Here is a 21,597-nt window from a genome sequence, read left to right as displayed (position 1 = left end):
TTTTTTTATATATAGATTGATCTTTTTTCGCGTTGCTTATGGATAACCTCAGCATTTTTCGCTGTGCGTTTTAACGTTCGCGGTATTTAGTGCTCAGATAATCACCGTTCTGCAAGAAAATTTACCCGATCTGAATAAAAGTTAATCACTGATTGTTGCGAAATATGAAGATAATTGTGCTGCAACATAGCGAGTAGCATAAATTTCCCTGCTGAAAACTGGCATACATAGTTTTTTTAATCTTTGTTTGCGGTTTCTCACACTCAGCGTAAATCCCCGTCACCTGTATTGACGTTTTCACATTCTGTTGACAGATTGTAGGGCATGAGGGGCATTTCAGGGACGATCTGCGCTGCAACTCAAACGCTCTTCTGAAAGGATTCTCCATCCCTTAAACGCCTTCGGGCATCACCGACCGGACCGGGTAAAAAATAAATAAAGGTCTGGCGGCGTAACACAACAAAGCAAAACATCACATTGGAGCAGAATAATGAGTATTTCCTTGAAGAAGTCAGGGATGCTGAAGCTTGGTCTGAGCCTGGTGGCTATGACCGTGGCAGCAAGCGTACAGGCAAAAACCCTGGTTTACTGTTCTGAAGGCTCGCCGGAAGGCTTTAACCCACAGCTCTTTACCTCTGGTACGACTTACGACGCAAGCTCTGTGCCTATCTATAACCGTCTGGTTGAATTCAAAACCGGTACCACGGAAGTGATCCCAGGTCTGGCGGAGAAGTGGGACGTCAGCGAAGACGGTAAGACCTATACCTTCCACCTGCGCCAGGGCGTGAAGTGGCAGGACAACAAAGAATTCAAACCAACGCGCGATTTTAACGCCGATGACGTTGTGTTCTCCTTCGACCGTCAGAAAAACGCTCAGAACCCGTATCACAAAGTGTCTGGCGGCAGCTATGAATACTTCGAAGGGATGGGCCTGCAGGACCTGATCGCTGAAGTGAAAAAAGTGGACGATAAAACCGTTCAGTTCGTGCTGACGCGTCCGGAAGCACCATTCCTGGCTGACCTGGCCATGGACTTCGCCTCTATTCTGTCTAAAGAGTACGCGGACAACATGCTGAAAGCCGGCACCCCGGAGAAAGTGGACCTGAACCCAATCGGTACCGGTCCGTTCCAGCTTCTGCAGTACCAGAAAGATTCCCGTATTCTGTATAAAGCCTTCCCGGGCTTCTGGGGCACCAAGCCGCAGATCGATCGTCTGGTCTTCTCCATCACGCCTGATGCTTCTGTGCGTTACGCAAAACTGCAGAAAAATGAATGCCAGGTCATGCCATACCCGAACCCGGCTGACATCGCGCGCATGAAGCAGGATAAAAACATCAACCTGCTGGAGCAGGCTGGTCTGAACGTGGGTTACCTCTCCTTCAACACCGAGAAGAAACCGTTTGATGACGTGAAAGTCCGTCAGGCGTTGACCTATGCGGTGAATAAAGAAGCGATCATTAAAGCGGTCTATCAGGGCGCGGGTGTTGCCGCCAAGAACCTGATCCCACCAACCATGTGGGGCTATAACGACGACGTTAAAGACTACACCTACGATCCTGAGAAAGCGAAAGCGCTGCTGAAAGAAGCAGGCCAGGAGAAAGGCTTTACCGTTGAGCTGTGGGCGATGCCAGTACAGCGTCCGTATAACCCGAACGCACGCCGTATGGCTGAAATGGTTCAGGCTGACTGGGCTAAAGTGGGCGTTCAGGCCAAGATTGTGACCTACGAGTGGGGCGAGTATCTGAAGCGTGCCAAAGCGGGTGAGCATCAGGCGGTGATGATGGGCTGGACCGGTGACAATGGGGATCCGGACAACTTCTTCGCTACCCTGTTCAGCTGTGCAGCCGCGAAAGACGGTTCTAACTACTCTCGCTGGTGCTACAAGCCGTTTGAAGACCTGATCCAGCCGGCGCGTGCGACCGACGATCACAACAAACGTATCGAGCTGTACAAACAGGCTCAGGTTGTGATGCACGATCAGGCTCCGGCTCTGATTGTGGCTCACTCCACCGTGTACGAACCAGTGCGTAAAGAAGTGAAGGGCTACGTGGTTGATCCACTGGGCAAACACCACTTCGAAAACGTCTCTGTTGAATAATAAGTAGGGTGTTCACCCTCTCCTTCACGGAGAGGGCAGGGGTGAGGGCGTGCATGCATTCCCTCACCCTAATCCTCTCCTGAAGAGAGAGGGAATTTACATTTGTGAGCAATACAGACGTCACGCCAACTGGTTGTACGTCATCAGAGAGAATCCGGGTTATGTTGCAGTTCATCCTCCGACGTCTGGGACTTGTTATCCCCACGTTTATCGGTATCACCCTTCTCACTTTTGCCTTCGTCCATATGATCCCCGGCGACCCGGTAATGATTATGGCGGGCGAGCGTGGTATTTCACCTGAACGCCATGCACAGCTGCTGGCTGAGCTTGGCCTGAACAAACCACTGTGGCAGCAATACCTCAACTATATCTGGGGCGTGTTGCACGGTGATTTAGGGATTTCGCTGAAAAGCCGTCTTCCGGTGTGGGACGAGTTCGTGCCGCGTTTTAAAGCGACACTGGAGCTTGGTGTCTGCGCCATGATTTTCGCCACTGCGGTGGGTATCCCTGTTGGGGTCCTGGCCGCCGTGAAACGTGGCTCTATTTTCGACCATACGGCTGTTGGCCTGGCGCTGACAGGTTACTCCATGCCTATCTTCTGGTGGGGCATGATGCTGATCATGCTGGTCTCGGTGCAGCTAAACCTGACGCCGGTCTCCGGACGCGTCAGCGATATGGTCTTCCTGGATGATACGAATCCTCTGACCGGTTTCATGCTGATCGATACGGCTATCTGGGGCGAAGAGGGTAACTTCATTGATGCGGTGGCACATATGATCCTGCCTGCGATGGTGCTCGGTACCATTCCTCTGGCGGTTATCGTGCGTATGACCCGTTCTTCAATGCTGGAAGTGTTGGGTGAGGATTACATTCGCACCGCACGCGCCAAAGGTCTGACGCGTATGCGCGTCATTATCGTTCACGCCCTGCGTAACGCCATGCTGCCGGTGGTGACCGTTATTGGACTGCAGGTGGGGACGTTGCTGGCGGGGGCGATCCTGACCGAAACCATCTTCTCCTGGCCGGGCCTCGGACGCTGGCTGATTGACGCACTGCAGCGCCGTGATTATCCGGTAGTGCAGGGCGGGGTATTGCTGGTCGCGACGATGATTATTCTCGTCAACCTGCTGGTCGATTTGCTCTACGGCGTGGTGAACCCGCGTATTCGTCATAAGAAGTAAGGGGCCATCATGTCACACGTTTCTGAAAATAAAGTGGTTACTGCACCGGTTCCCATGACGCCGCTGCAGGAATTCTGGCACTACTTCAAGCGCAACAAAGGCGCGGTGGTGGGACTGGTTTATGTCTCTGTCATGATCCTGATTGCGGTGTTTGCCAACGTGCTTGCACCGTATAACCCGGCGGATCAGTTCCGTGATGCGTTGCTGGCACCGCCAGCATGGCAGGACGGCGGTAGCCTGTCGCACCTGCTGGGTACCGATGACGTGGGCCGCGATGTGCTGTCGCGTCTGATGTACGGTGCGCGTCTGTCGCTGCTGGTCGGCTGCCTGGTGGTCGTGTTGTCGCTGGTTATGGGGATCGTACTCGGTCTGGTTGCCGGCTACTTCGGCGGCATTATCGATAACATCATCATGCGTATCGTCGATATCATGCTGGCGCTGCCCAGCTTGCTGTTGGCGCTGGTACTGGTAGCGATTTTTGGTCCGTCTATCAGTAACGCCGCGCTGGCATTAACCTTCGTGGCGCTTCCCCACTATGTGCGACTCACACGTGCGGCGGTGCTGGTGGAAGTAAACCGCGACTACGTAACGGCCTCCCGCGTGGCGGGTGCTGGCGCGATGCGTCAAATGTTCGTCAACATCTTCCCGAACTGCCTGGCGCCGCTGATTGTTCAGGCGTCGCTCGGTTTCTCTAACGCCATTCTTGATATGGCCGCTCTTGGCTTCCTGGGCATGGGTGCGCAGCCGCCAACACCGGAGTGGGGCACCATGCTCTCCGATGTGTTGCAGTTCGCCCAAAGCGCCTGGTGGGTTGTGACCTTCCCGGGTCTGGCAATCCTGCTGACGGTGCTGGCATTTAACCTGATGGGTGATGGCCTGCGTGATGCACTTGATCCCAAACTGAAGCAGTAAGAGGCACGAGATGGCGTTATTAAATGTAGATAAATTATCGGTGCACTTCGGTGACGAAGGCACTCCGTTTCGCGCCGTGGACCGCATCAGCTACAGCGTAAATCAGGGCGAAGTGGTCGGCATTGTGGGTGAGTCGGGTTCCGGTAAGTCGGTCAGTTCACTGGCCATCATGGGGCTGATTGATTATCCCGGCCGTGTGATGGCCGAAAGTCTGGAGTTTAACGGTCAGGACCTGCAGCGTATCTCCGAAAAGCAGCGCCGCCAGCTGGTCGGTGCGGAAGTGGCGATGATCTTCCAGGACCCAATGACCAGCCTGAACCCTTGTTACACCGTGGGATTCCAGATTATGGAAGCCATCAAGGTGCACCAGGGGGGGAATAAGAAGACCCGGCGTCAGCGTGCGATCGATCTGCTGAATCAGGTCGGTATCCCTGACCCGGCATCGCGTCTGGACGTTTATCCGCACCAGCTCTCCGGTGGGATGAGCCAGCGTGTGATGATCGCCATGGCGATTGCCTGTCGGCCAAAACTGCTGATTGCGGATGAACCGACAACGGCACTGGACGTGACTATCCAGGCGCAGATCATCGAGCTGCTGCTGGAACTGCAGCAGAAAGAGAACATGGCGCTGGTGCTGATTACGCATGACCTGGCGCTGGTGGCTGAAGCGGCGCACAAAATTATCGTGATGTACGCAGGTCAGGTGGTCGAGACTGGACATTCGCACGATATTTTCCGCGCGCCGCGTCACCCGTATACACAGGCGCTTTTGCGTGCGCTGCCGGAGTTTGCCCAGGACAAAGCACGCCTGGCATCACTTCCGGGCGTCGTACCGGGTAAATATGACCGACCGCAGGGCTGCCTGCTTAATCCGCGTTGTCCGTATGCCACAGACAAATGTCGTGCAGAAGAGCCAGAGCTCAACCTGCTTGCTGACGGTCGTCAGTCGAAATGCCACTACCCACTCGATGATGCCGGGAGGCCAACACTATGAGTACGCAACAGGCCACCACGCAACAACCGCTGTTGCAGGCTATCGACCTGAAAAAATACTATCCGGTGAAGAAGGGGCTGTTTGCGCCTGAACGCCTGGTGAAAGCGCTGGATGGCGTATCCTTTACCCTTGAACGCGGCAAAACGCTGGCGGTGGTCGGTGAGTCAGGCTGTGGCAAATCGACGCTGGGTCGTTTGCTGACGATGATTGAAGTCCCCACCGGCGGTGAGCTCTATTATCAGGGACAGGACCTGCTCAAGCACGATCCGCAGGCGCAGAAACTGCGCCGTCAGAAAATCCAGATTGTGTTCCAGAACCCGTACGGATCGTTGAATCCGCGTAAAAAAGTGGGACAGATTCTGGAAGAGCCCCTGCTGATTAACAGCAATCTGAACAAAGAGCAGCGTCGTGAAAAAGCGCTGGCGATGATGGCGAAAGTGGGCCTGAAGACCGAGCATTACGATCGTTATCCGCATATGTTCTCTGGCGGCCAGCGCCAGCGTATCGCGATTGCGCGTGGTTTGATGCTCGACCCTGACGTGGTCATCGCCGATGAGCCGGTATCAGCCCTCGACGTTTCTGTGCGTGCGCAGGTGTTGAACCTGATGATGGATCTGCAGCAGGACATGGGGCTGTCGTACGTGTTTATTTCGCACGACCTGTCGGTTGTGGAGCACATTGCCGACGAAGTGATGGTGATGTATCTGGGGCGCTGCGTGGAGAAGGGGACAAAAGAGCAGATCTTTACTCATCCTCGTCACCCGTACACCCAGGCGCTGCTGTCTGCGACCCCGCGTCTGAACCCTGACGATCGTCGTGAGCGTATCAAGCTGACGGGTGAATTGCCCAGCCCGCTGAATCCGCCTCCAGGCTGTGCATTCAACGCCCGCTGCAGTCGCCGCTTTGGCCCGTGCACCCAGTTGCAGCCACAGCTCAAGGATTATGGCGGTCAGCTGGTTGCCTGCTTCGCGGTCGATCAGGATGAGAATGGCGAAAAGCCGATGGCGTAATCCATCAATAAAAAAACCGGCGCTAAGCCGGTTTTTTTATGTCTGCGTGATTACTTGCGCAGACGGATCTGGTCGACAGCGTGTTTCTCACTCTTGGTGAGGATCAGGCTGGCGCGCTCACGTGTGGGCAGAATGTTCTCTTTCAGGTTCACGTAGTTGATCTCATTCCACAGCCCTCGCGCCACATTAATGGCTTCTTCTTCAGAAAGCTGGGCGTAGTGGTGGAAATAGGAGTCAGGATCGGTGAACGCGCCTTCACGGAACTTCAGGAAGCGGTTGATATACCAGTTCTGCAGCAGGTCTTCCGGCGCATCGACATAAATAGAGAAATCGACGAAGTCAGAGACAAACACATGATGGGGATCGTGAGGATAATCCATCCCGCTTTGCAGGACGTTTAACCCTTCGAGGATCAGGATATCCGGCTGAACCACCGTTTTGTCTCCACCCGGGATGCGATCGTAGATCAGGTGCGAATAGACCGGAGCCGTCACGTTAGGCGCGCCCGATTTCAGGTCAGAGACAAATTTCACCAGACGGTGCATATCATAAGAGAGCGGGAAGCCCTTCTTCTTCATTAGCCCGCGTTCCTTTAACACCTCATTCGGGTGCAGGAAACCGTCAGTGGTGATGAGCTCCACGCTGCGGTGTTCTGGCCAGCGGCTCAGTAACGCCTGCAATACACGTGCGGTGGTGCTTTTACCGACGGCCACGCTGCCTGCAATGCTGATGATATAAGGAATGCGTTGGCCGTTCGTCCCGAGGAACTGCTCCAGCACCGCCTGACGGCGCAGGTTGGAGCTGATATAGAAGTTAAGCAAGCGCGAGAGTGGTAAATAGATTTCTGCCACTTCTTCCAGCGACAGATCTTCGTTTATCCCCTTTAACCGTGCGATTTCGCCTTCCGTCAGCGTCATCGGGACGGAGTCACGCAGTGCAGCCCACTGGCTACGGTTAAACTGAAGATAAGGTGTCATTAACGTTTGCTCTTTTTTGCTCATAAGCATGCTTCAGTGAGCCAGCACAACACAGCGCGTCCGGGCTCAACATAGTTAATTTTGGACAATGGGCAGGAGGTTAACACCAGATGACAGGAATAATAAGAAAAAATATGGGGAAGCGATGCTTTACGCGGGAGTCATCACGATACGGTATATGTGGTGTAAATCGGGCGCTGATGTTGAATTTTTGACCTTGAGTGGATGAATTTACAGCGGCTAACCCTGGTTTCGAATAAAATGTGAGCGAAAGAACGTTTTATGCAATTTTTTAGTTGCATGACTGCGCATGTCTCCATAGAATGCGCGCTACTTGATGCCGACTTAGCTCAGTAGGTAGAGCAACTGACTTGTAATCAGTAGGTCACCAGTTCGATTCCGGTAGTCGGCACCATCAAGTCCGGTGGGGTTCCCGAGCGGCCAAAGGGAGCAGACTGTAAATCTGCCGTCACAGACTTCGAAGGTTCGAATCCTTCCCCCACCACCACTTTCTGGCAGCGTTAAGCCGCCGGAGCTGGTTTGAAAATTGAATCAGCTCGAACCTAAAAAGAGAGAAATCTCTTTTTTTGTTACAGAAAGAACTGGGTAGCCGAGTTTCAGGATGCGGGCATCGTATAATGGCTATTACCTCAGCCTTCCAAGCTGATGATGCGGGTTCGATTCCCGCTGCCCGCTCCAATACGTGCTGATATGGCTCAGTTGGTAGAGCGCACCCTTGGTAAGGGTGAGGTCCCCAGTTCGACTCTGGGTATCAGCACCACTTCACTTCTCCTTCCCGTTTCTCTCTGTTTCAATTTTACTGTATTCAACAATTCAGGCATTTCGCCTGGTTGATGTGGTGATATCACCGATTTATCCGTGTCTTAGAGGGACAATCGATGTCTAAAGAAAAGTTTGAACGTACAAAACCGCACGTTAACGTCGGTACTATCGGCCACGTTGACCATGGTAAAACAACGCTGACCGCTGCAATCACTACCGTTCTGGCTAAAACCTACGGTGGTTCTGCTCGTGCATTCGACCAGATCGATAACGCACCAGAAGAAAAAGCTCGTGGTATCACCATCAACACCTCTCACGTTGAGTACGACACCCCGACTCGCCACTACGCACACGTAGACTGCCCAGGCCACGCCGACTATGTTAAAAACATGATCACCGGTGCTGCGCAGATGGACGGCGCGATCCTGGTTGTTGCTGCGACTGACGGCCCTATGCCTCAGACTCGTGAGCACATCCTGCTGGGTCGTCAGGTAGGCGTTCCTTACATCATCGTGTTCCTGAACAAATGTGACATGGTTGATGACGAAGAGCTGCTGGAACTGGTAGAGATGGAAGTTCGTGAACTGCTGTCTCAGTACGATTTCCCAGGCGACGACACTCCAATCGTTCGTGGTTCCGCGCTGAAAGCGCTGGAAGGCGACGCTGAGTGGGAAGCGAAAATCATCGAACTGGCTGGCTTCCTGGATTCTTACATCCCAGAACCAGAGCGTGCGATTGACAAGCCGTTCCTGCTGCCAATCGAAGACGTATTCTCCATCTCCGGTCGTGGTACCGTTGTTACCGGTCGTGTTGAGCGCGGTATCATCAAAGTTGGCGAAGAAGTTGAAATCGTTGGTATCAAAGAGACTGCTAAGTCTACCTGTACTGGCGTTGAAATGTTCCGCAAACTGCTGGACGAAGGCCGTGCTGGTGAGAACGTAGGTGTTCTGCTGCGTGGTATCAAACGTGAAGAAATCGAACGTGGTCAGGTACTGGCTAAGCCAGGCTCAATCAAGCCACACACCAAGTTCGAATCTGAAGTGTACATCCTGTCCAAAGACGAAGGCGGCCGTCATACTCCGTTCTTCAAAGGCTACCGTCCACAGTTCTACTTCCGTACAACTGACGTGACCGGTACTATCGAACTGCCAGAAGGCGTTGAGATGGTAATGCCAGGCGACAACATCAAGATGGTTGTGACGCTGATCCACCCAATCGCGATGGACGACGGTCTGCGTTTCGCAATCCGTGAAGGTGGCCGTACCGTTGGCGCGGGCGTGGTTGCTAAAGTTCTCGGCTAATTGCTGATAACATTTGACGCAATGCGCAATAAAAGGGCATCATTTGATGCCCTTTTTGCACGCTTTCAGATCAGAACCTGGCTCATCAGTGATTAAATTTGTCATAATCATTGCTGAGACAGGCTCTGCAGAGAGCGTATAATCCGAAAAGCGAATTAGCATTTCGATTTGGTTTGCCTCGCAATCGCGGGGTGAAAATGTTTGTAGAATACTTCTGACAGGTTGGTTTATGAGTGCGAATACCGAAGCTCAAGGGAGCGGGCGCGGCCTGGAAGCGATGAAATGGGTAGTCGTAGCCGTGCTGCTGATTGTAGCGATTGTCGGCAACTACCTTTATCGTGACATGATGCTGCCGCTACGCGCGCTTGCAGTGGTAATTCTGATTGCTGCAGCGGGTGGTGTCGCGCTGTTGACGACAAAAGGCAAAGCGACTGTCGCTTTTGCTCGCGAAGCGCGTACCGAAGTCCGCAAGGTAATTTGGCCGACTCGCCAGGAAACATTGCACACCACGCTGATCGTAGCGGCGGTTACCGCTGTAATGTCACTGATCCTGTGGGGACTGGATGGTATTCTGGTTCGCCTGGTATCCTTTATCACTGGCCTGAGGTTCTGAGATGTCTGAAGCCCCTAAAAAGCGCTGGTACGTCGTTCAGGCGTTTTCCGGTTTTGAAGGCCGCGTAGCAACGTCGCTGCGTGAGCATATCAAATTACACAACATGGAAGAGTTATTTGGCGAAGTTATGGTTCCGACCGAAGAAGTGGTCGAGATCCGTGGCGGCCAACGTCGCAAAAGCGAGCGTAAATTCTTCCCGGGTTACGTGCTGGTTCAGATGGTTATGAACGACGCGAGCTGGCACCTGGTGCGCAGCGTACCGCGCGTGATGGGCTTTATCGGCGGCACGTCTGACCGTCCGGCACCAATCAGCGACAAAGAAGTTGATGCGATTATGAACCGCCTGCAGCAGGTGGGTGATAAGCCGCGTCCGAAAACGCTGTTTGAACCGGGTGAAATGGTTCGTGTTAATGACGGTCCGTTTGCTGACTTTAATGGCGTGGTTGAAGAAGTGGACTACGAAAAGTCCCGCCTGAAAGTGTCCGTTTCTATCTTCGGTCGTGCGACCCCGGTAGAACTGGACTTTGCCCAGGTAGAAAAAGCCTAAGCAGCGATCAAAAAAGCGACGATTTAATCGTTGCACAAGGCGCGAGATTGGAATACAATTTCGCGCCTTTTGTTTTTATGGGCTGCGGCCTGTAAAACGATTTTATTCACGGGGAGCCTCCTTGAGGCGTTATCACCCAATCAGAGGATTTTAGAATGGCTAAGAAAGTACAAGCCTACGTCAAGCTGCAGGTTGCAGCAGGTATGGCGAACCCAAGTCCACCAGTTGGTCCAGCTCTGGGTCAGCAGGGTGTGAACATCATGGAATTCTGTAAAGCGTTCAACGCCAAAACCGAATCCATGGAAAAAGGTCTGCCAATCCCAGTTGTTATCACTGTATACGCTGACCGTTCTTTCACTTTCGTTACCAAAACCCCTCCAGCAGCAGTTCTGCTGAAGAAAGCGGCGGGTATCAAGTCTGGTTCCGGTAAACCGAACAAAGACAAAGTGGGTAAAATTTCCCGCGCTCAGCTGCAGGAAATCGCGCAGACCAAAGCTGCCGACATGACTGGTGCCGACATTGAAGCGATGACTCGCTCAATCGAAGGTACTGCACGTTCCATGGGCCTGGTAGTGGAGGACTAAGAAATGGCTAAACTGACCAAGCGCATGTCCGTGATCCGTGACAAAGTTGATGCGACCAAACAGTACGACATCAACGAAGCTATCGCTCTGCTGAAAGAACTGGCTACCGCTAAGTTCGTTGAAAGCGTTGACGTTGCTGTTAACCTGGGCATCGATGCTCGTAAATCTGATCAGAACGTTCGTGGTGCAACTGTACTGCCACACGGTACTGGCCGTTCCGTACGCGTAGCTGTATTTGCTCAGGGTGCAAACGCTGAAGCGGCTAAAGCTGCCGGCGCTGAACTGGTAGGTATGGAAGATCTGGCTGACCAGATCAAGAAAGGCGAAATGAACTTTGACGTTGTTATTGCTTCTCCAGATGCAATGCGCGTTGTTGGCCAGCTGGGCCAGGTTCTGGGTCCACGCGGCCTGATGCCAAACCCGAAAGTGGGTACTGTAACCCCTAACGTTGCTGAAGCTGTTAAGAACGCTAAAGCAGGTCAGGTTCGTTATCGTAACGACAAAAACGGCATCATCCACACCACCATCGGTAAAGTGGACTTTGACGCTGACAAACTGAAAGAAAACCTGGAAGCTCTGCTGGTTGCGCTGAAAAAAGCAAAACCAACTCAGGCGAAAGGCGTGTACATCAAGAAAGTTAGCATCTCCACCACCATGGGTGCAGGTGTTGCAGTTGACCAGGCTGGCCTGAGCGCTGCTGCAAACTAATGCCTTTACGTGGGCGGTGATTTTGTCTACAATCTTACCCCCACGTTTGCTAACAAAAGTTAGCGGCTAAAAGATTTGTTCGTTGGAGCCTGGCCTAATCCAGGCCTCCGTCGAAGACCGCAGGTGTTTCGCAAGAAACTTAATGCCCTGCGTAGACGGTGACAGAACGCTAAGATTATTTTTGGATACTCTGGCTTGTTTCTGCTCACCGTATTAAGACGCTCTTTCCGTTGGGGAGAGTGAAGTGAGTTCCGGAACATGAGTTCCGGCAAACATCCAGGAGCAAAGCTAATGGCTTTAAATCTTCAAGACAAACAAGCGATTGTTGCTGAAGTCAGCGAAGTAGCCAAAGGCGCGCTGTCTGCAGTAGTTGCGGATTCCCGTGGCGTTACTGTAGACAAAATGACTGAACTGCGTAAAGCAGGTCGTGAAGCTGGCGTATACATGCGTGTTGTTCGTAACACCCTGCTGCGTCGCGTAGTTGAAGGTACTCCTTTCGAGTGCCTGAAAGACACGTTTGTTGGTCCGACCCTTATTGCATACTCTATGGAACACCCGGGCGCTGCTGCTCGTCTGTTCAAAGAGTTCGCGAAAGCGAATGCAAAATTTGAGGTCAAAGCTGCAGCCTTTGAAGGTGAGTTGATCCCGGCATCGCAAATCGATCGCCTGGCAACCCTGCCGACCTACGAAGAAGCAATTGCACGCCTGATGGCAACCATGAAAGAAGCTTCGGCTGGCAAACTGGTTCGCACTCTGGCTGCTGTTCGCGATGCAAAAGAAGCTGCTTAATCGCAGTTATCTTTATAAAGCATTTGCTTACGTATAAACTTATTCTGATTTTCAGGAACAATTTAAATGTCTATCACTAAAGATCAAATCATTGAAGCAGTTGCAGCTATGTCCGTAATGGACGTTGTAGAACTGATCTCTGCAATGGAAGAAAAATTCGGTGTTTCCGCTGCTGCTGCTGTAGCTGTAGCTGCTGGCCCGGTTGAAGCTGCTGAAGAAAAAACTGAATTCGACGTAATTCTGAAAGCTGCTGGCGCTAACAAAGTTGCTGTTATCAAAGCAGTACGTGGCGCAACTGGCCTGGGTCTGAAAGAAGCTAAAGACCTGGTAGAAGCTGCTCCAGCTGCGCTGAAAGAAGGCGTGAGCAAAGACGACGCAGAAGCACTGAAAAAATCTCTGGAAGAAGCTGGCGCTGAAGTTGAAGTTAAATAAGCCAACTTTTCTGGTTGCAGCCTAAGTCATTAGGCTGATGGCTGGTGACTTTTTAGTCACCAGCCTTTTTGCGCTGTAAGGCATCAGTAGCATTTCACACTGTTTGACTACTGGTTGTCCTGACAATGCATGTTTCTATCGACGACTTAATATATTGCGACAGGGTGCGCGCTCTGTGTAAATCGCGACGAAATGATTTAAGCGTGATAGCAACAGGTATTGCGGAAAGTATTCAATTTTCCGGTCCACAAAATGGTGTTGCACAAACTGTCCCTTCGTCGGACAGATGGGTCGACTTGTCAGCGAGCTGAGGAACCCTATGGTTTACTCCTATACCGAGAAAAAACGTATTCGTAAGGATTTTGGTAAACGTCCACAAGTTCTGGACATTCCATATCTCCTTTCTATCCAGCTTGACTCGTTCCAGAAGTTTATCGAGCAAGATCCTGAAGGGCAGTACGGCCTGGAAGCAGCCTTCCGTTCCGTGTTCCCGATTCAGAGCTACAGCGGTAACTCCGAGCTGCAGTACGTCAGCTACCGCCTTGGCGAACCGGTGTTTGACGTTCAGGAATGTCAGATCCGTGGCGTGACCTATTCCGCACCGCTGCGCGTAAAACTGCGTCTGGTGATCTATGAGCGCGAAGCGCCAGAAGGCACCGTAAAAGACATTAAAGAACAAGAAGTCTACATGGGTGAAATTCCACTCATGACAGACAACGGTACTTTCGTCATCAACGGTACTGAGCGTGTTATCGTTTCCCAGCTGCATCGTAGCCCGGGTGTCTTCTTCGACAGCGATAAAGGTAAAACACACTCATCCGGTAAAGTACTGTATAACGCGCGTATCATTCCTTACCGTGGTTCCTGGCTGGACTTCGAGTTCGATCCTAAAGACAACCTGTTTGTCCGTATCGACCGTCGTCGTAAACTGCCTGCGACCATCATTTTGCGTGCGCTGCAATACACCACTGAACAGATCCTGGACCTGTTCTTTGAGAAAGTAATCTTTGAAATCCGCGACAACAAGTTGCAGATGGAGCTGGTGCCAGAGCGTCTGCGTGGTGAGACCGCGTCGTTCGACATCGAAGCCGACGGCAAAGTGTATGTGGAAAAAGGCCGCCGTATTACCGCGCGCCACATCCGTCAGCTGGAAAAAGATGATATCAAACTCATCGAAGTTCCGGTTGAATACATTGCTGGAAAAGTAGCCGCGAAAGATTACGTTGATGAATCAACTGGCGAGCTGATCTGCCCGGCGAACATGGAGCTGAGCCTGGATCTGCTGGCTAAGCTGAGCCAGTCTGGCCACAAACGCATCGAAACGCTGTTCACCAACGATCTGGACCACGGTCCTTATATCTCTGAGACTATCCGCGTCGATCCAACGACCGATCGTCTGAGCGCGCTGGTAGAAATCTACCGCATGATGCGCCCTGGTGAACCACCGACTCGCGAAGCGGCTGAAAGCCTGTTCGAGAACCTGTTCTTCTCCGAAGACCGCTACGATCTGTCCGCGGTTGGTCGTATGAAGTTCAACCGTTCTCTGCTGCGTGATGAGATCGAAGGTTCCGGTATCCTGAGCAAAGACGACATCATCGAAGTGATGAAGAAGCTCATCGATATCCGTAACGGCAAAGGCGAAGTGGACGATATCGACCACCTCGGCAACCGTCGTATCCGTTCCGTAGGCGAAATGGCGGAAAACCAGTTCCGCGTTGGCCTGGTACGTGTTGAGCGTGCGGTGAAAGAGCGTCTGTCTCTGGGCGATCTGGATACCCTGATGCCTCAGGATATGATCAACGCCAAGCCGATTTCTGCAGCAGTGAAAGAGTTCTTCGGTTCCAGCCAGCTGTCTCAGTTCATGGACCAGAACAACCCGCTGTCTGAGATCACGCACAAACGTCGTATCTCTGCACTCGGCCCAGGCGGTCTGACCCGTGAACGTGCAGGCTTCGAAGTTCGAGACGTACACCCGACTCACTACGGTCGCGTATGTCCAATCGAAACGCCTGAAGGTCCAAACATCGGTCTGATCAACTCCCTGTCCGTGTACGCACAGACTAACGAATACGGTTTCCTTGAGACGCCGTACCGTAAAGTGACCGACGGTGTTGTAACTGACGAAATTCACTACCTGTCTGCTATCGAAGAAGGCAACTACGTTATCGCTCAGGCGAACTCCAACCTGGATGACGAAGGCCACTTTGTAGAAGATCTGGTTACCTGCCGTAGCAAAGGCGAATCCAGCTTGTTCAGCCGCGACCAGGTTGACTACATGGACGTATCCACCCAGCAGGTGGTATCCGTCGGTGCGTCCCTGATCCCGTTCCTGGAACACGATGACGCCAACCGTGCATTGATGGGTGCGAACATGCAACGTCAGGCCGTTCCAACTCTGCGTGCTGATAAGCCGCTGGTTGGTACCGGTATGGAACGTGCTGTTGCCGTTGACTCCGGTGTTACTGCGGTGGCTAAACGTGGCGGTACTGTTCAGTACGTGGATGCTTCCCGTATCGTTATCAAAGTTAACGAAGACGAGATGTACCCGGGCGAAGCAGGTATCGACATTTATAACCTGACCAAATACACCCGTTCTAACCAGAACACCTGTATCAACCAGATGCCTTGTGTGTCTCTGGGTGAGCCCGTTGAGCGCGGCGACGTGCTGGCAGACGGTCCGTCCACTGACCTCGGTGAACTGGCGCTCGGTCAGAACATGCGCGTAGCGTTCATGCCGTGGAACGGTTACAACTTCGAAGACTCCATCCTCGTCTCCGAGCGTGTGGTTCAGGAAGATCGTTTCACTACCATCCACATTCAGGAACTGGCATGTGTGTCCCGTGACACCAAGCTGGGGCCAGAAGAGATCACCGCTGACATCCCTAACGTGGGTGAAGCTGCGCTCTCCAAACTGGATGAATCCGGTATCGTTTACATCGGTGCAGAAGTGACCGGCGGCGACATTCTGGTTGGTAAGGTAACGCCGAAAGGTGAAACCCAGCTGACGCCAGAAGAGAAACTGCTGCGTGCTATCTTCGGTGAGAAAGCGTCTGACGTTAAAGACTCTTCTCTGCGTGTACCAAACGGTGTTTCCGGTACGGTTATCGATGTTCAGGTCTTCACCCGTGACGGCGTTGAGAAAGATAAGCGTGCGCTGGAAATCGAAGAGATGCAGCTCAAACAGGCTAAGAAAGACCTGTCTGAAGAACTGCAGATCCTCGAAGCGGGTCTGTTCAGCCGTATCTATGCGGTGCTGGTTGCCGGTGGCGTTGAAGCTGAGAAGCTCGACAAACTGCCACGCGATCGCTGGCTGGAACTGGGCCTGACCGACGAAGAGAAACAAAATCAGCTGGAACAGCTGGCTGAGCAGTATGACGAACTGAAACACGAGTTCGAGAAAAAACTCGAAGCGAAACGCCGTAAAATCACTCAGGGCGACGATCTGGCACCAGGCGTGCTGAAGATTGTTAAGGTGTATCTGGCTGTTAAACGTCAGATCCAGCCTGGTGATAAGATGGCAGGTCGTCACGGTAACAAGGGTGTTATCTCTAAGATCAACCCGATCGAAGATATGCCGCACGATGCTAACGGTACGCCGGTAGATATCGTACTGAACCCACTGGGCGTACCGTCTCGTATGAACATCGGTCAGATTCTGGAAACCCACCTGGGTATGGCTGCGAAAGGTATCGGCGATAAGATCAACGCCATGCTGAAACAGCAGGAAGAAGTCGCGAAACTGCGCGAATTCATCCAGCGTGCCTACGATCTGGGTACCGACGTTCGTCAGAAAGTCGACCTGAGCACCTTCAGCGATGAAGAAGTGCTGCGTCTGGCAGAGAACCTGCGCAAAGGTATGCCGATTGCAACGCCGGTATTCGACGGTGCAAAAGAAGCTGAAATCAAAGAGCTGCTGCAACTGGGTGGTCTGCCAACGTCTGGTCAGATTACGCTGTTTGATGGCCGTACCGGTGAACAGTTCGAGCGTCCGGTAACCGTAGGTTACATGTACATGCTGAAACTGAACCACCTGGTCGACGACAAGATGCACGCTCGTTCTACCGGTTCTTACAGCCTGGTTACTCAGCAGCCGCTGGGTGGTAAGGCGCAGTTCGGTGGTCAGCGCTTCGGGGAGATGGAAGTGTGGGCGCTGGAAGCATACGGCGCAGCATACACCCTGCAGGAAATGCTCACCGTTAAGTCTGATGACGTGAACGGTCGTACCAAGATGTATAAAAACATCGTGGACGGCAATCATCAGATGGAACCGGGCATGCCAGAGTCCTTCAACGTACTGTTGAAAGAGATTCGTTCGCTGGGTATCAACATCGAACTGGAAGACGAGTAATTCTCGCTCAAACAGGTCACTGGTGTCGGGCTAACCCCCGACACCAGATTGTGCTAACTCCGACGGGAGCAAATCCGTGAAAGATTTATTAAAGTTTCTGAAAGCGCAGACTAAAACCGAAGAGTTTGATGCGATCAAAATTGCTCTGGCTTCGCCAGACATGATCCGTTCATGGTCTTTCGGTGAAGTTAAAAAGCCGGAAACCATCAACTACCGTACGTTCAAGCCTGAGCGTGACGGCCTTTTCTGTGCACGAATTTTCGGGCCAGTAAAAGACTACGAGTGCCTGTGCGGTAAGTACAAGCGCCTGAAACACCGTGGTGTGATCTGTGAGAAGTGCGGCGTTGAAGTGACCCAGACCAAAGTGCGCCGTGAGCGCATGGGCCACATCGAACTGGCATCTCCAACTGCGCACATCTGGTTCCTGAAATCTCTGCCGTCCCGTATCGGCCTGCTGCTGGATATGCCGCTGCGCGATATCGAACGTGTTCTGTACTTCGAATCTTATGTGGTTATCGAAGGCGGTATGACGAACCTGGAACGCCACCAGATTCTGACCGAAGAACAGTATCTGGACGCGCTGGAAGAGTTCGGTGACGAATTCGACGCGAAGATGGGTGCGGAAGCTATTCAGGCCCTGCTGAAAAGCATGGACCTGGAGCAAGAGTGCGAGCAGCTGCGTGAAGAGCTGAACGAAACCAACTCCGAAACCAAGCGTAAAAAGCTGACCAAGCGTATCAAACTGCTGGAAGCGTTCGTTCAGTCTGGTAACAAACCAGAGTGGATGATCCTGACCGTTCTGCCGGTTCTGCCGCCAGATCTGCGTCCGCTGGTTCCGCTGGATGGTGGTCGTTTCGCAACGTCGGATCTGAACGATCTGTATCGTCGCGTTATCAACCGTAACAACCGTCTGAAACGTCTGCTGGATCTGGCTGCGCCGGACATCATCGTACGTAACGAAAAACGTATGCTGCAGGAAGCGGTAGATGCCCTGCTGGATAACGGTCGTCGCGGTCGTGCGATCACCGGTTCTAACAAACGTCCTCTGAAATCTTTGGCCGATATGATCAAAGGTAAACAGGGTCGTTTCCGTCAGAACCTGCTCGGTAAGCGTGTTGACTACTCCGGTCGTTCTGTTATCACCGTAGGTCCATACCTGCGTCTGCATCAGTGCGGTCTGCCGAAGAAAATGGCACTGGAGCTGTTCAAACCGTTCATCTACGGCAAGCTGGAACTGCGTGGCCTGGCCACCACCATCAAAGCCGCTAAGAAAATGGTTGAGCGTGAAGAAGCTGTCGTTTGGGATATCCTGGACGAAGTTATCCGCGAACACCCGGTACTGCTGAACCGTGCACCAACACTGCACCGTCTGGGTATCCAGGCATTTGAACCGGTACTGATCGAAGGTAAAGCTATCCAGCTGCACCCGCTGGTTTGTGCGGCATATAACGCCGACTTCGATGGTGACCAGATGGCTGTTCACGTACCGCTGACGCTGGAAGCCCAGCTCGAAGCGCGTGCGCTGATGATGTCTACTAACAACATCCTGTCTCCAGCGAACGGTGAACCAATCATCGTTCCTTCTCAGGACGTTGTATTGGGTCTGTACTACATGACCCGTGACTGTGTTAACGCCAAAGGCGAAGGCATGGTGCTGACTGGCCCTAAAGAAGCTGAGCGTATCTATCGCGCTGGCCTGGCCTCTCTGCATGCGCGTGTTAAAGTGCGTATCACTGAATATGAAAAAGATGCTAACGGCGAATTCGTTGCGAAAACCAGCCTGAAAGACACGACCGTTGGCCGTGCCATTCTGTGGATGATCGTACCGAAAGGTCTGCCTTTCTCCATCGTCAACCAGGCGCTGGGTAAGAAAGCGATCTCCAAAATGCTGAACACCTGTTACCGCATTCTGGGTCTGAAGCCGACGGTTATCTTCGCTGACCAGACAATGTACACCGGCTTTGCATATGCAGCGCGTTCAGGTGCATCTGTTGGTATCGATGACATGGTTATCCCAGAGAAGAAACACGAGATCATCTCTGAAGCGGAAGCCGAAGTTGCTGAGATCCAGGAGCAGTTCCAGTCTGGTCTGGTTACCGCGGGCGAACGCTATAACAAAGTTATCGATATCTGGGCTGCGGCGAACGATCGTGTATCCAAAGCGATGATGGATAACCTGCAAACCGAAACCGTGATTAACCGTGACGGCGTAGAAGAGCAGCAGGTTTCCTTCAACAGCATTTACATGATGGCCGACTCCGGTGCGCGTGGTTCTGCAGCACAGATTCGTCAGCTGGCAGGTATGCGTGGTCTGATGGCGAAGCCAGATGGCTCCATCATCGAAACGCCAATCACCGCGAACTTCCGTGAAGGTCTGAACGTACTCCAGTACTTCATCTCTACTCACGGTGCGCGTAAAGGTCTGGCGGATACCGCACTGAAAACAGCGAACTCCGGTTATCTGACGCGTCGTCTGGTTGACGTTGCGCAGGATCTGGTTGTGACCGAAGACGATTGTGGCACCCTCGAAGGTATCACCATGACCCCGGTTATCGAGGGTGGTGATGTTAAAGAGCCGCTGCGCGATCGCGTACTGGGTCGTGTAACCGCGGAAGACATTCTGAAGCCGGGTACCGCAGACATTCTGGTTCCACGCAACACGCTGCTGCACGAACAGTGGTGTGACCTGCTGGAAGCGAACTCTGTTGACTCTGTGAAAGTTCGTTCCGTTGTATCTTGTGACACCGATTTCGGTGTATGTGCGCACTGCTATGGTCGTGACCTGGCGCGTGGCCACATCATCAACAAAGGTGAAGCAATCGGTGTTATCGCGGCACAGTCCATCGGTGAACCGGGTACACAGCTGACGATGCGTACGTTCCACATCGGTGGTGCGGCATCTCGTGCGGCTGCTGAATCCAGCATTCAGGTGAAAAACAAAGGTAGCATCAAGCTCAGCAACGCGAAGTCTGTTGTTAACTCCGCAGGCAAGCTGGTTGTGACTTCTCGTAACACCGAGCTGAAGCTGATCGACGAATTCGGTCGTACCAAAGAGAGCTATAAAGTGCCTTACGGTGCTGTTATGGCGAAAGGTGATGGCGAGCAGGTTGCCGGCGGTGAAACCGTTGCAAACTGGGATCCACACACCATGCCGGTTATCACCGAAGTAAGTGGTTTCATCCGCTTCACTGACATGATCGACGGCCAGACCATTACTCGTCAGACCGACGAGCTGACCGGTCTGTCTTCTCTGGTCGTTCTGGACTCTGCTGAGCGTACTGCCGGTGGTAAAGATCTGCGTCCTGCACTGAAAATCGTTGATGCTCAGGGTAACGACGTTCTGATCCCTGGTACCGATATGCCTGCGCAGTACTTCCTGCCGGGTAAAGCGATTGTACAGCTGGAAGATGGCGTACAGATCAGTTCTGGTGACACCCTGGCGCGTATTCCTCAGGAATCCGGCGGTACCAAGGACATTACCGGTGGTCTGCCACGCGTTGCGGATCTGTTCGAAGCACGTCGTCCGAAAGAGCCTGCAATCCTGGCTGAAATCAGCGGTATCATCTCCTTCGGTAAAGAGACCAAAGGTAAACGCCGTCTGGTTATCACCCCAGTAGATGGCAGCGAGCCGTACGAAGAGATGATTCCTAAGTGGCGTCAGCTCAACGTGTTCGAAGGTGAACGTGTAGAACGTGGTGACGTGGTTTCCGACGGTCCAGAAGCGCCGCACGACATCCTGCGTCTGCGTGGTGTGCATGCTGTTACTCGTTACATCGTTAACGAAGTACAGGACGTATACCGTCTGCAGGGCGTTAAGATTAACGATAAACACATTGAAGTTATCGTTCGTCAGATGCTGCGTAAAGCAACCATCGATAGCGCGGGCAGCTCTGAGTTCCTGGAAGGCGAGCAGGTTGAATACTCACGCGTCAAGATCGCTAACCGCGATCTGGAAGCGAACGGCAAAATCGCTGCGACCTTCTCGCGCGATCTGCTGGGTATCACCAAAGCGTCTCTGGCAACCGAGTCCTTCATCTCTGCAGCATCGTTCCAGGAGACCACGCGTGTCCTGACCGAAGCCGCTGTAGCAGGTAAGCGTGATGAACTGCGCGGTCTGAAAGAGAACGTTATCGTGGGTCGTCTGATCCCGGCTGGTACCGGTTATGCGTACCATCAGGATCGTATGCGTCGTCGTGCTGCAGGCGAACTGCCAGCTGCACCGCAGGTAACTGCTGAAGATGCATCCGCGAGCCTGGCAGAGCTGCTGAACGCAGGTCTGGGTGGTTCTGACAACGAGTAATCGTTGATTCAGCGAATAAA

The 21,597-nt window shown here is 52.8% G+C and carries 15 protein-coding genes and 4 tRNA genes; 18 read left to right on the top strand and 1 reads right to left on the bottom strand.

Features of this window, described 5'->3' with window-relative positions:
* Window positions 1-490: 490 nt before the first annotated feature.
* The 5 genes from dppA (at window position 491) to dppF (ending at window position 6,195) form a co-directional block, all read left to right on the top strand.
* Window positions 491-2,098 (top strand): dipeptide ABC transporter periplasmic-binding protein DppA, encoded by a 1,608-nt coding sequence (dppA, locus tag QE396_RS15895; protein ID WP_014168145.1) that lies wholly within the window; start codon window positions 491-493, stop codon window positions 2,096-2,098.
* Window positions 2,099-2,259: 161 nt separating this feature from the next.
* Complete coding sequence (gene dppB / locus QE396_RS15890) at window positions 2,260-3,279, top strand: dipeptide ABC transporter permease DppB (RefSeq protein ID WP_020882632.1); 1,020 nt, start codon at window positions 2,260-2,262, stop codon at window positions 3,277-3,279.
* A 9-nt stretch (window positions 3,280-3,288) separates the two neighbouring features.
* Window positions 3,289-4,191 carry a dipeptide ABC transporter permease DppC gene (dppC, locus tag QE396_RS15885; RefSeq protein WP_014168147.1) on the top strand — a complete coding sequence of 301 codons (903 nt, stop codon included), beginning with the start codon at window positions 3,289-3,291 and terminating at the stop codon, window positions 4,189-4,191.
* A gap of 10 nt (window positions 4,192-4,201) precedes the next feature.
* Complete coding sequence (gene dppD, locus QE396_RS15880; protein ID WP_014168148.1) at window positions 4,202-5,185, top strand: dipeptide ABC transporter ATP-binding protein; 984 nt, start codon at window positions 4,202-4,204, stop codon at window positions 5,183-5,185.
* Complete coding sequence (gene dppF / locus QE396_RS15875) at window positions 5,182-6,195, top strand: dipeptide ABC transporter ATP-binding subunit DppF (protein ID WP_020882631.1); 1,014 nt, start codon at window positions 5,182-5,184, stop codon at window positions 6,193-6,195. Before dppD ends, dppF begins: the two co-directional genes overlap by 4 nt.
* Before the next feature lie 50 nt (window positions 6,196-6,245).
* Here dppF and coaA read toward each other — a convergent pair whose 3' ends face one another.
* Window positions 6,246-7,196 (bottom strand): type I pantothenate kinase, encoded by a 951-nt coding sequence (gene coaA, locus QE396_RS15870; protein WP_025206418.1) that lies wholly within the window; start codon window positions 7,194-7,196, stop codon window positions 6,246-6,248.
* Between the two features lie 315 nt (window positions 7,197-7,511).
* Between coaA and QE396_RS15865 the strand changes: the two genes are divergently transcribed.
* The 13 genes from QE396_RS15865 (at window position 7,512) to rpoC (ending at window position 21,577) form a co-directional block, all read left to right on the top strand.
* Window positions 7,512-7,587, top strand: a tRNA-Thr gene (locus QE396_RS15865).
* Between the two features lie 8 nt (window positions 7,588-7,595).
* Window positions 7,596-7,680 (top strand) — tRNA-Tyr (locus tag QE396_RS15860).
* 116 nt (window positions 7,681-7,796) lie between these two features.
* Window positions 7,797-7,871 (top strand) — tRNA-Gly (locus tag QE396_RS15855).
* A gap of 6 nt (window positions 7,872-7,877) precedes the next feature.
* Window positions 7,878-7,953 (top strand) — tRNA-Thr (locus QE396_RS15850).
* Between the two features lie 118 nt (window positions 7,954-8,071).
* Window positions 8,072-9,256 (top strand): elongation factor Tu, encoded by a 1,185-nt coding sequence (gene tuf / locus QE396_RS15845; RefSeq protein ID WP_014830236.1) that lies wholly within the window; start codon window positions 8,072-8,074, stop codon window positions 9,254-9,256.
* Window positions 9,257-9,485: 229 nt separating this feature from the next.
* Window positions 9,486-9,869 carry a preprotein translocase subunit SecE gene (gene secE / locus QE396_RS15840; protein WP_003862342.1) on the top strand — a complete coding sequence of 128 codons (384 nt, stop codon included), beginning with the start codon at window positions 9,486-9,488 and terminating at the stop codon, window positions 9,867-9,869.
* 1 nt (window position 9,870) lies between these two features.
* The gene (nusG, locus tag QE396_RS15835) at window positions 9,871-10,416 is read left to right on the top strand and encodes a transcription termination/antitermination protein NusG (protein WP_003862341.1); all 546 of its coding nucleotides are present in this window, start codon (window positions 9,871-9,873) and stop codon (window positions 10,414-10,416) included.
* A gap of 155 nt (window positions 10,417-10,571) precedes the next feature.
* Entirely contained in the window at window positions 10,572-11,000 is a 429-nt protein-coding gene (gene rplK, locus QE396_RS15830) for a 50S ribosomal protein L11 (protein ID WP_008808007.1), read from the top strand.
* Window positions 11,001-11,003: 3 nt separating this feature from the next.
* A complete protein-coding gene (gene rplA, locus QE396_RS15825; protein ID WP_006810530.1) occupies window positions 11,004-11,708 on the top strand; it encodes a 50S ribosomal protein L1 in 705 nt (234 codons plus the stop codon).
* 291 nt (window positions 11,709-11,999) lie between these two features.
* Complete coding sequence (gene rplJ, locus QE396_RS15820) at window positions 12,000-12,497, top strand: 50S ribosomal protein L10 (RefSeq protein ID WP_004097644.1); 498 nt, start codon at window positions 12,000-12,002, stop codon at window positions 12,495-12,497.
* Between the two features lie 66 nt (window positions 12,498-12,563).
* Window positions 12,564-12,929, top strand: coding sequence for a 50S ribosomal protein L7/L12 (gene rplL, locus QE396_RS15815; RefSeq protein ID WP_014168154.1), 366 nt, complete (start codon window positions 12,564-12,566; stop codon window positions 12,927-12,929).
* Window positions 12,930-13,248: 319 nt separating this feature from the next.
* Window positions 13,249-17,277 (top strand): DNA-directed RNA polymerase subunit beta, encoded by a 4,029-nt coding sequence (gene rpoB / locus QE396_RS15810; RefSeq protein WP_020882980.1) that lies wholly within the window; start codon window positions 13,249-13,251, stop codon window positions 17,275-17,277.
* Between the two features lie 76 nt (window positions 17,278-17,353).
* Window positions 17,354-21,577, top strand: a complete 4,224-nt coding sequence (gene rpoC / locus QE396_RS15805) for a DNA-directed RNA polymerase subunit beta' (protein WP_014168156.1) — start codon at window positions 17,354-17,356, stop codon at window positions 21,575-21,577.
* Window positions 21,578-21,597: the final 20 nt, after the last annotated feature.

The sequence above is a fragment of the Enterobacter sp. SORGH_AS_0287 genome (genome assembly GCF_031453695.1).
In the GTDB taxonomy this organism is placed as follows: domain Bacteria; phylum Pseudomonadota; class Gammaproteobacteria; order Enterobacterales; family Enterobacteriaceae; genus Enterobacter; species Enterobacter ludwigii.
The sequence above is the reverse complement of the archived record's forward strand: the minus strand, read 5'-3'. Positions and strand labels throughout refer to the sequence as shown.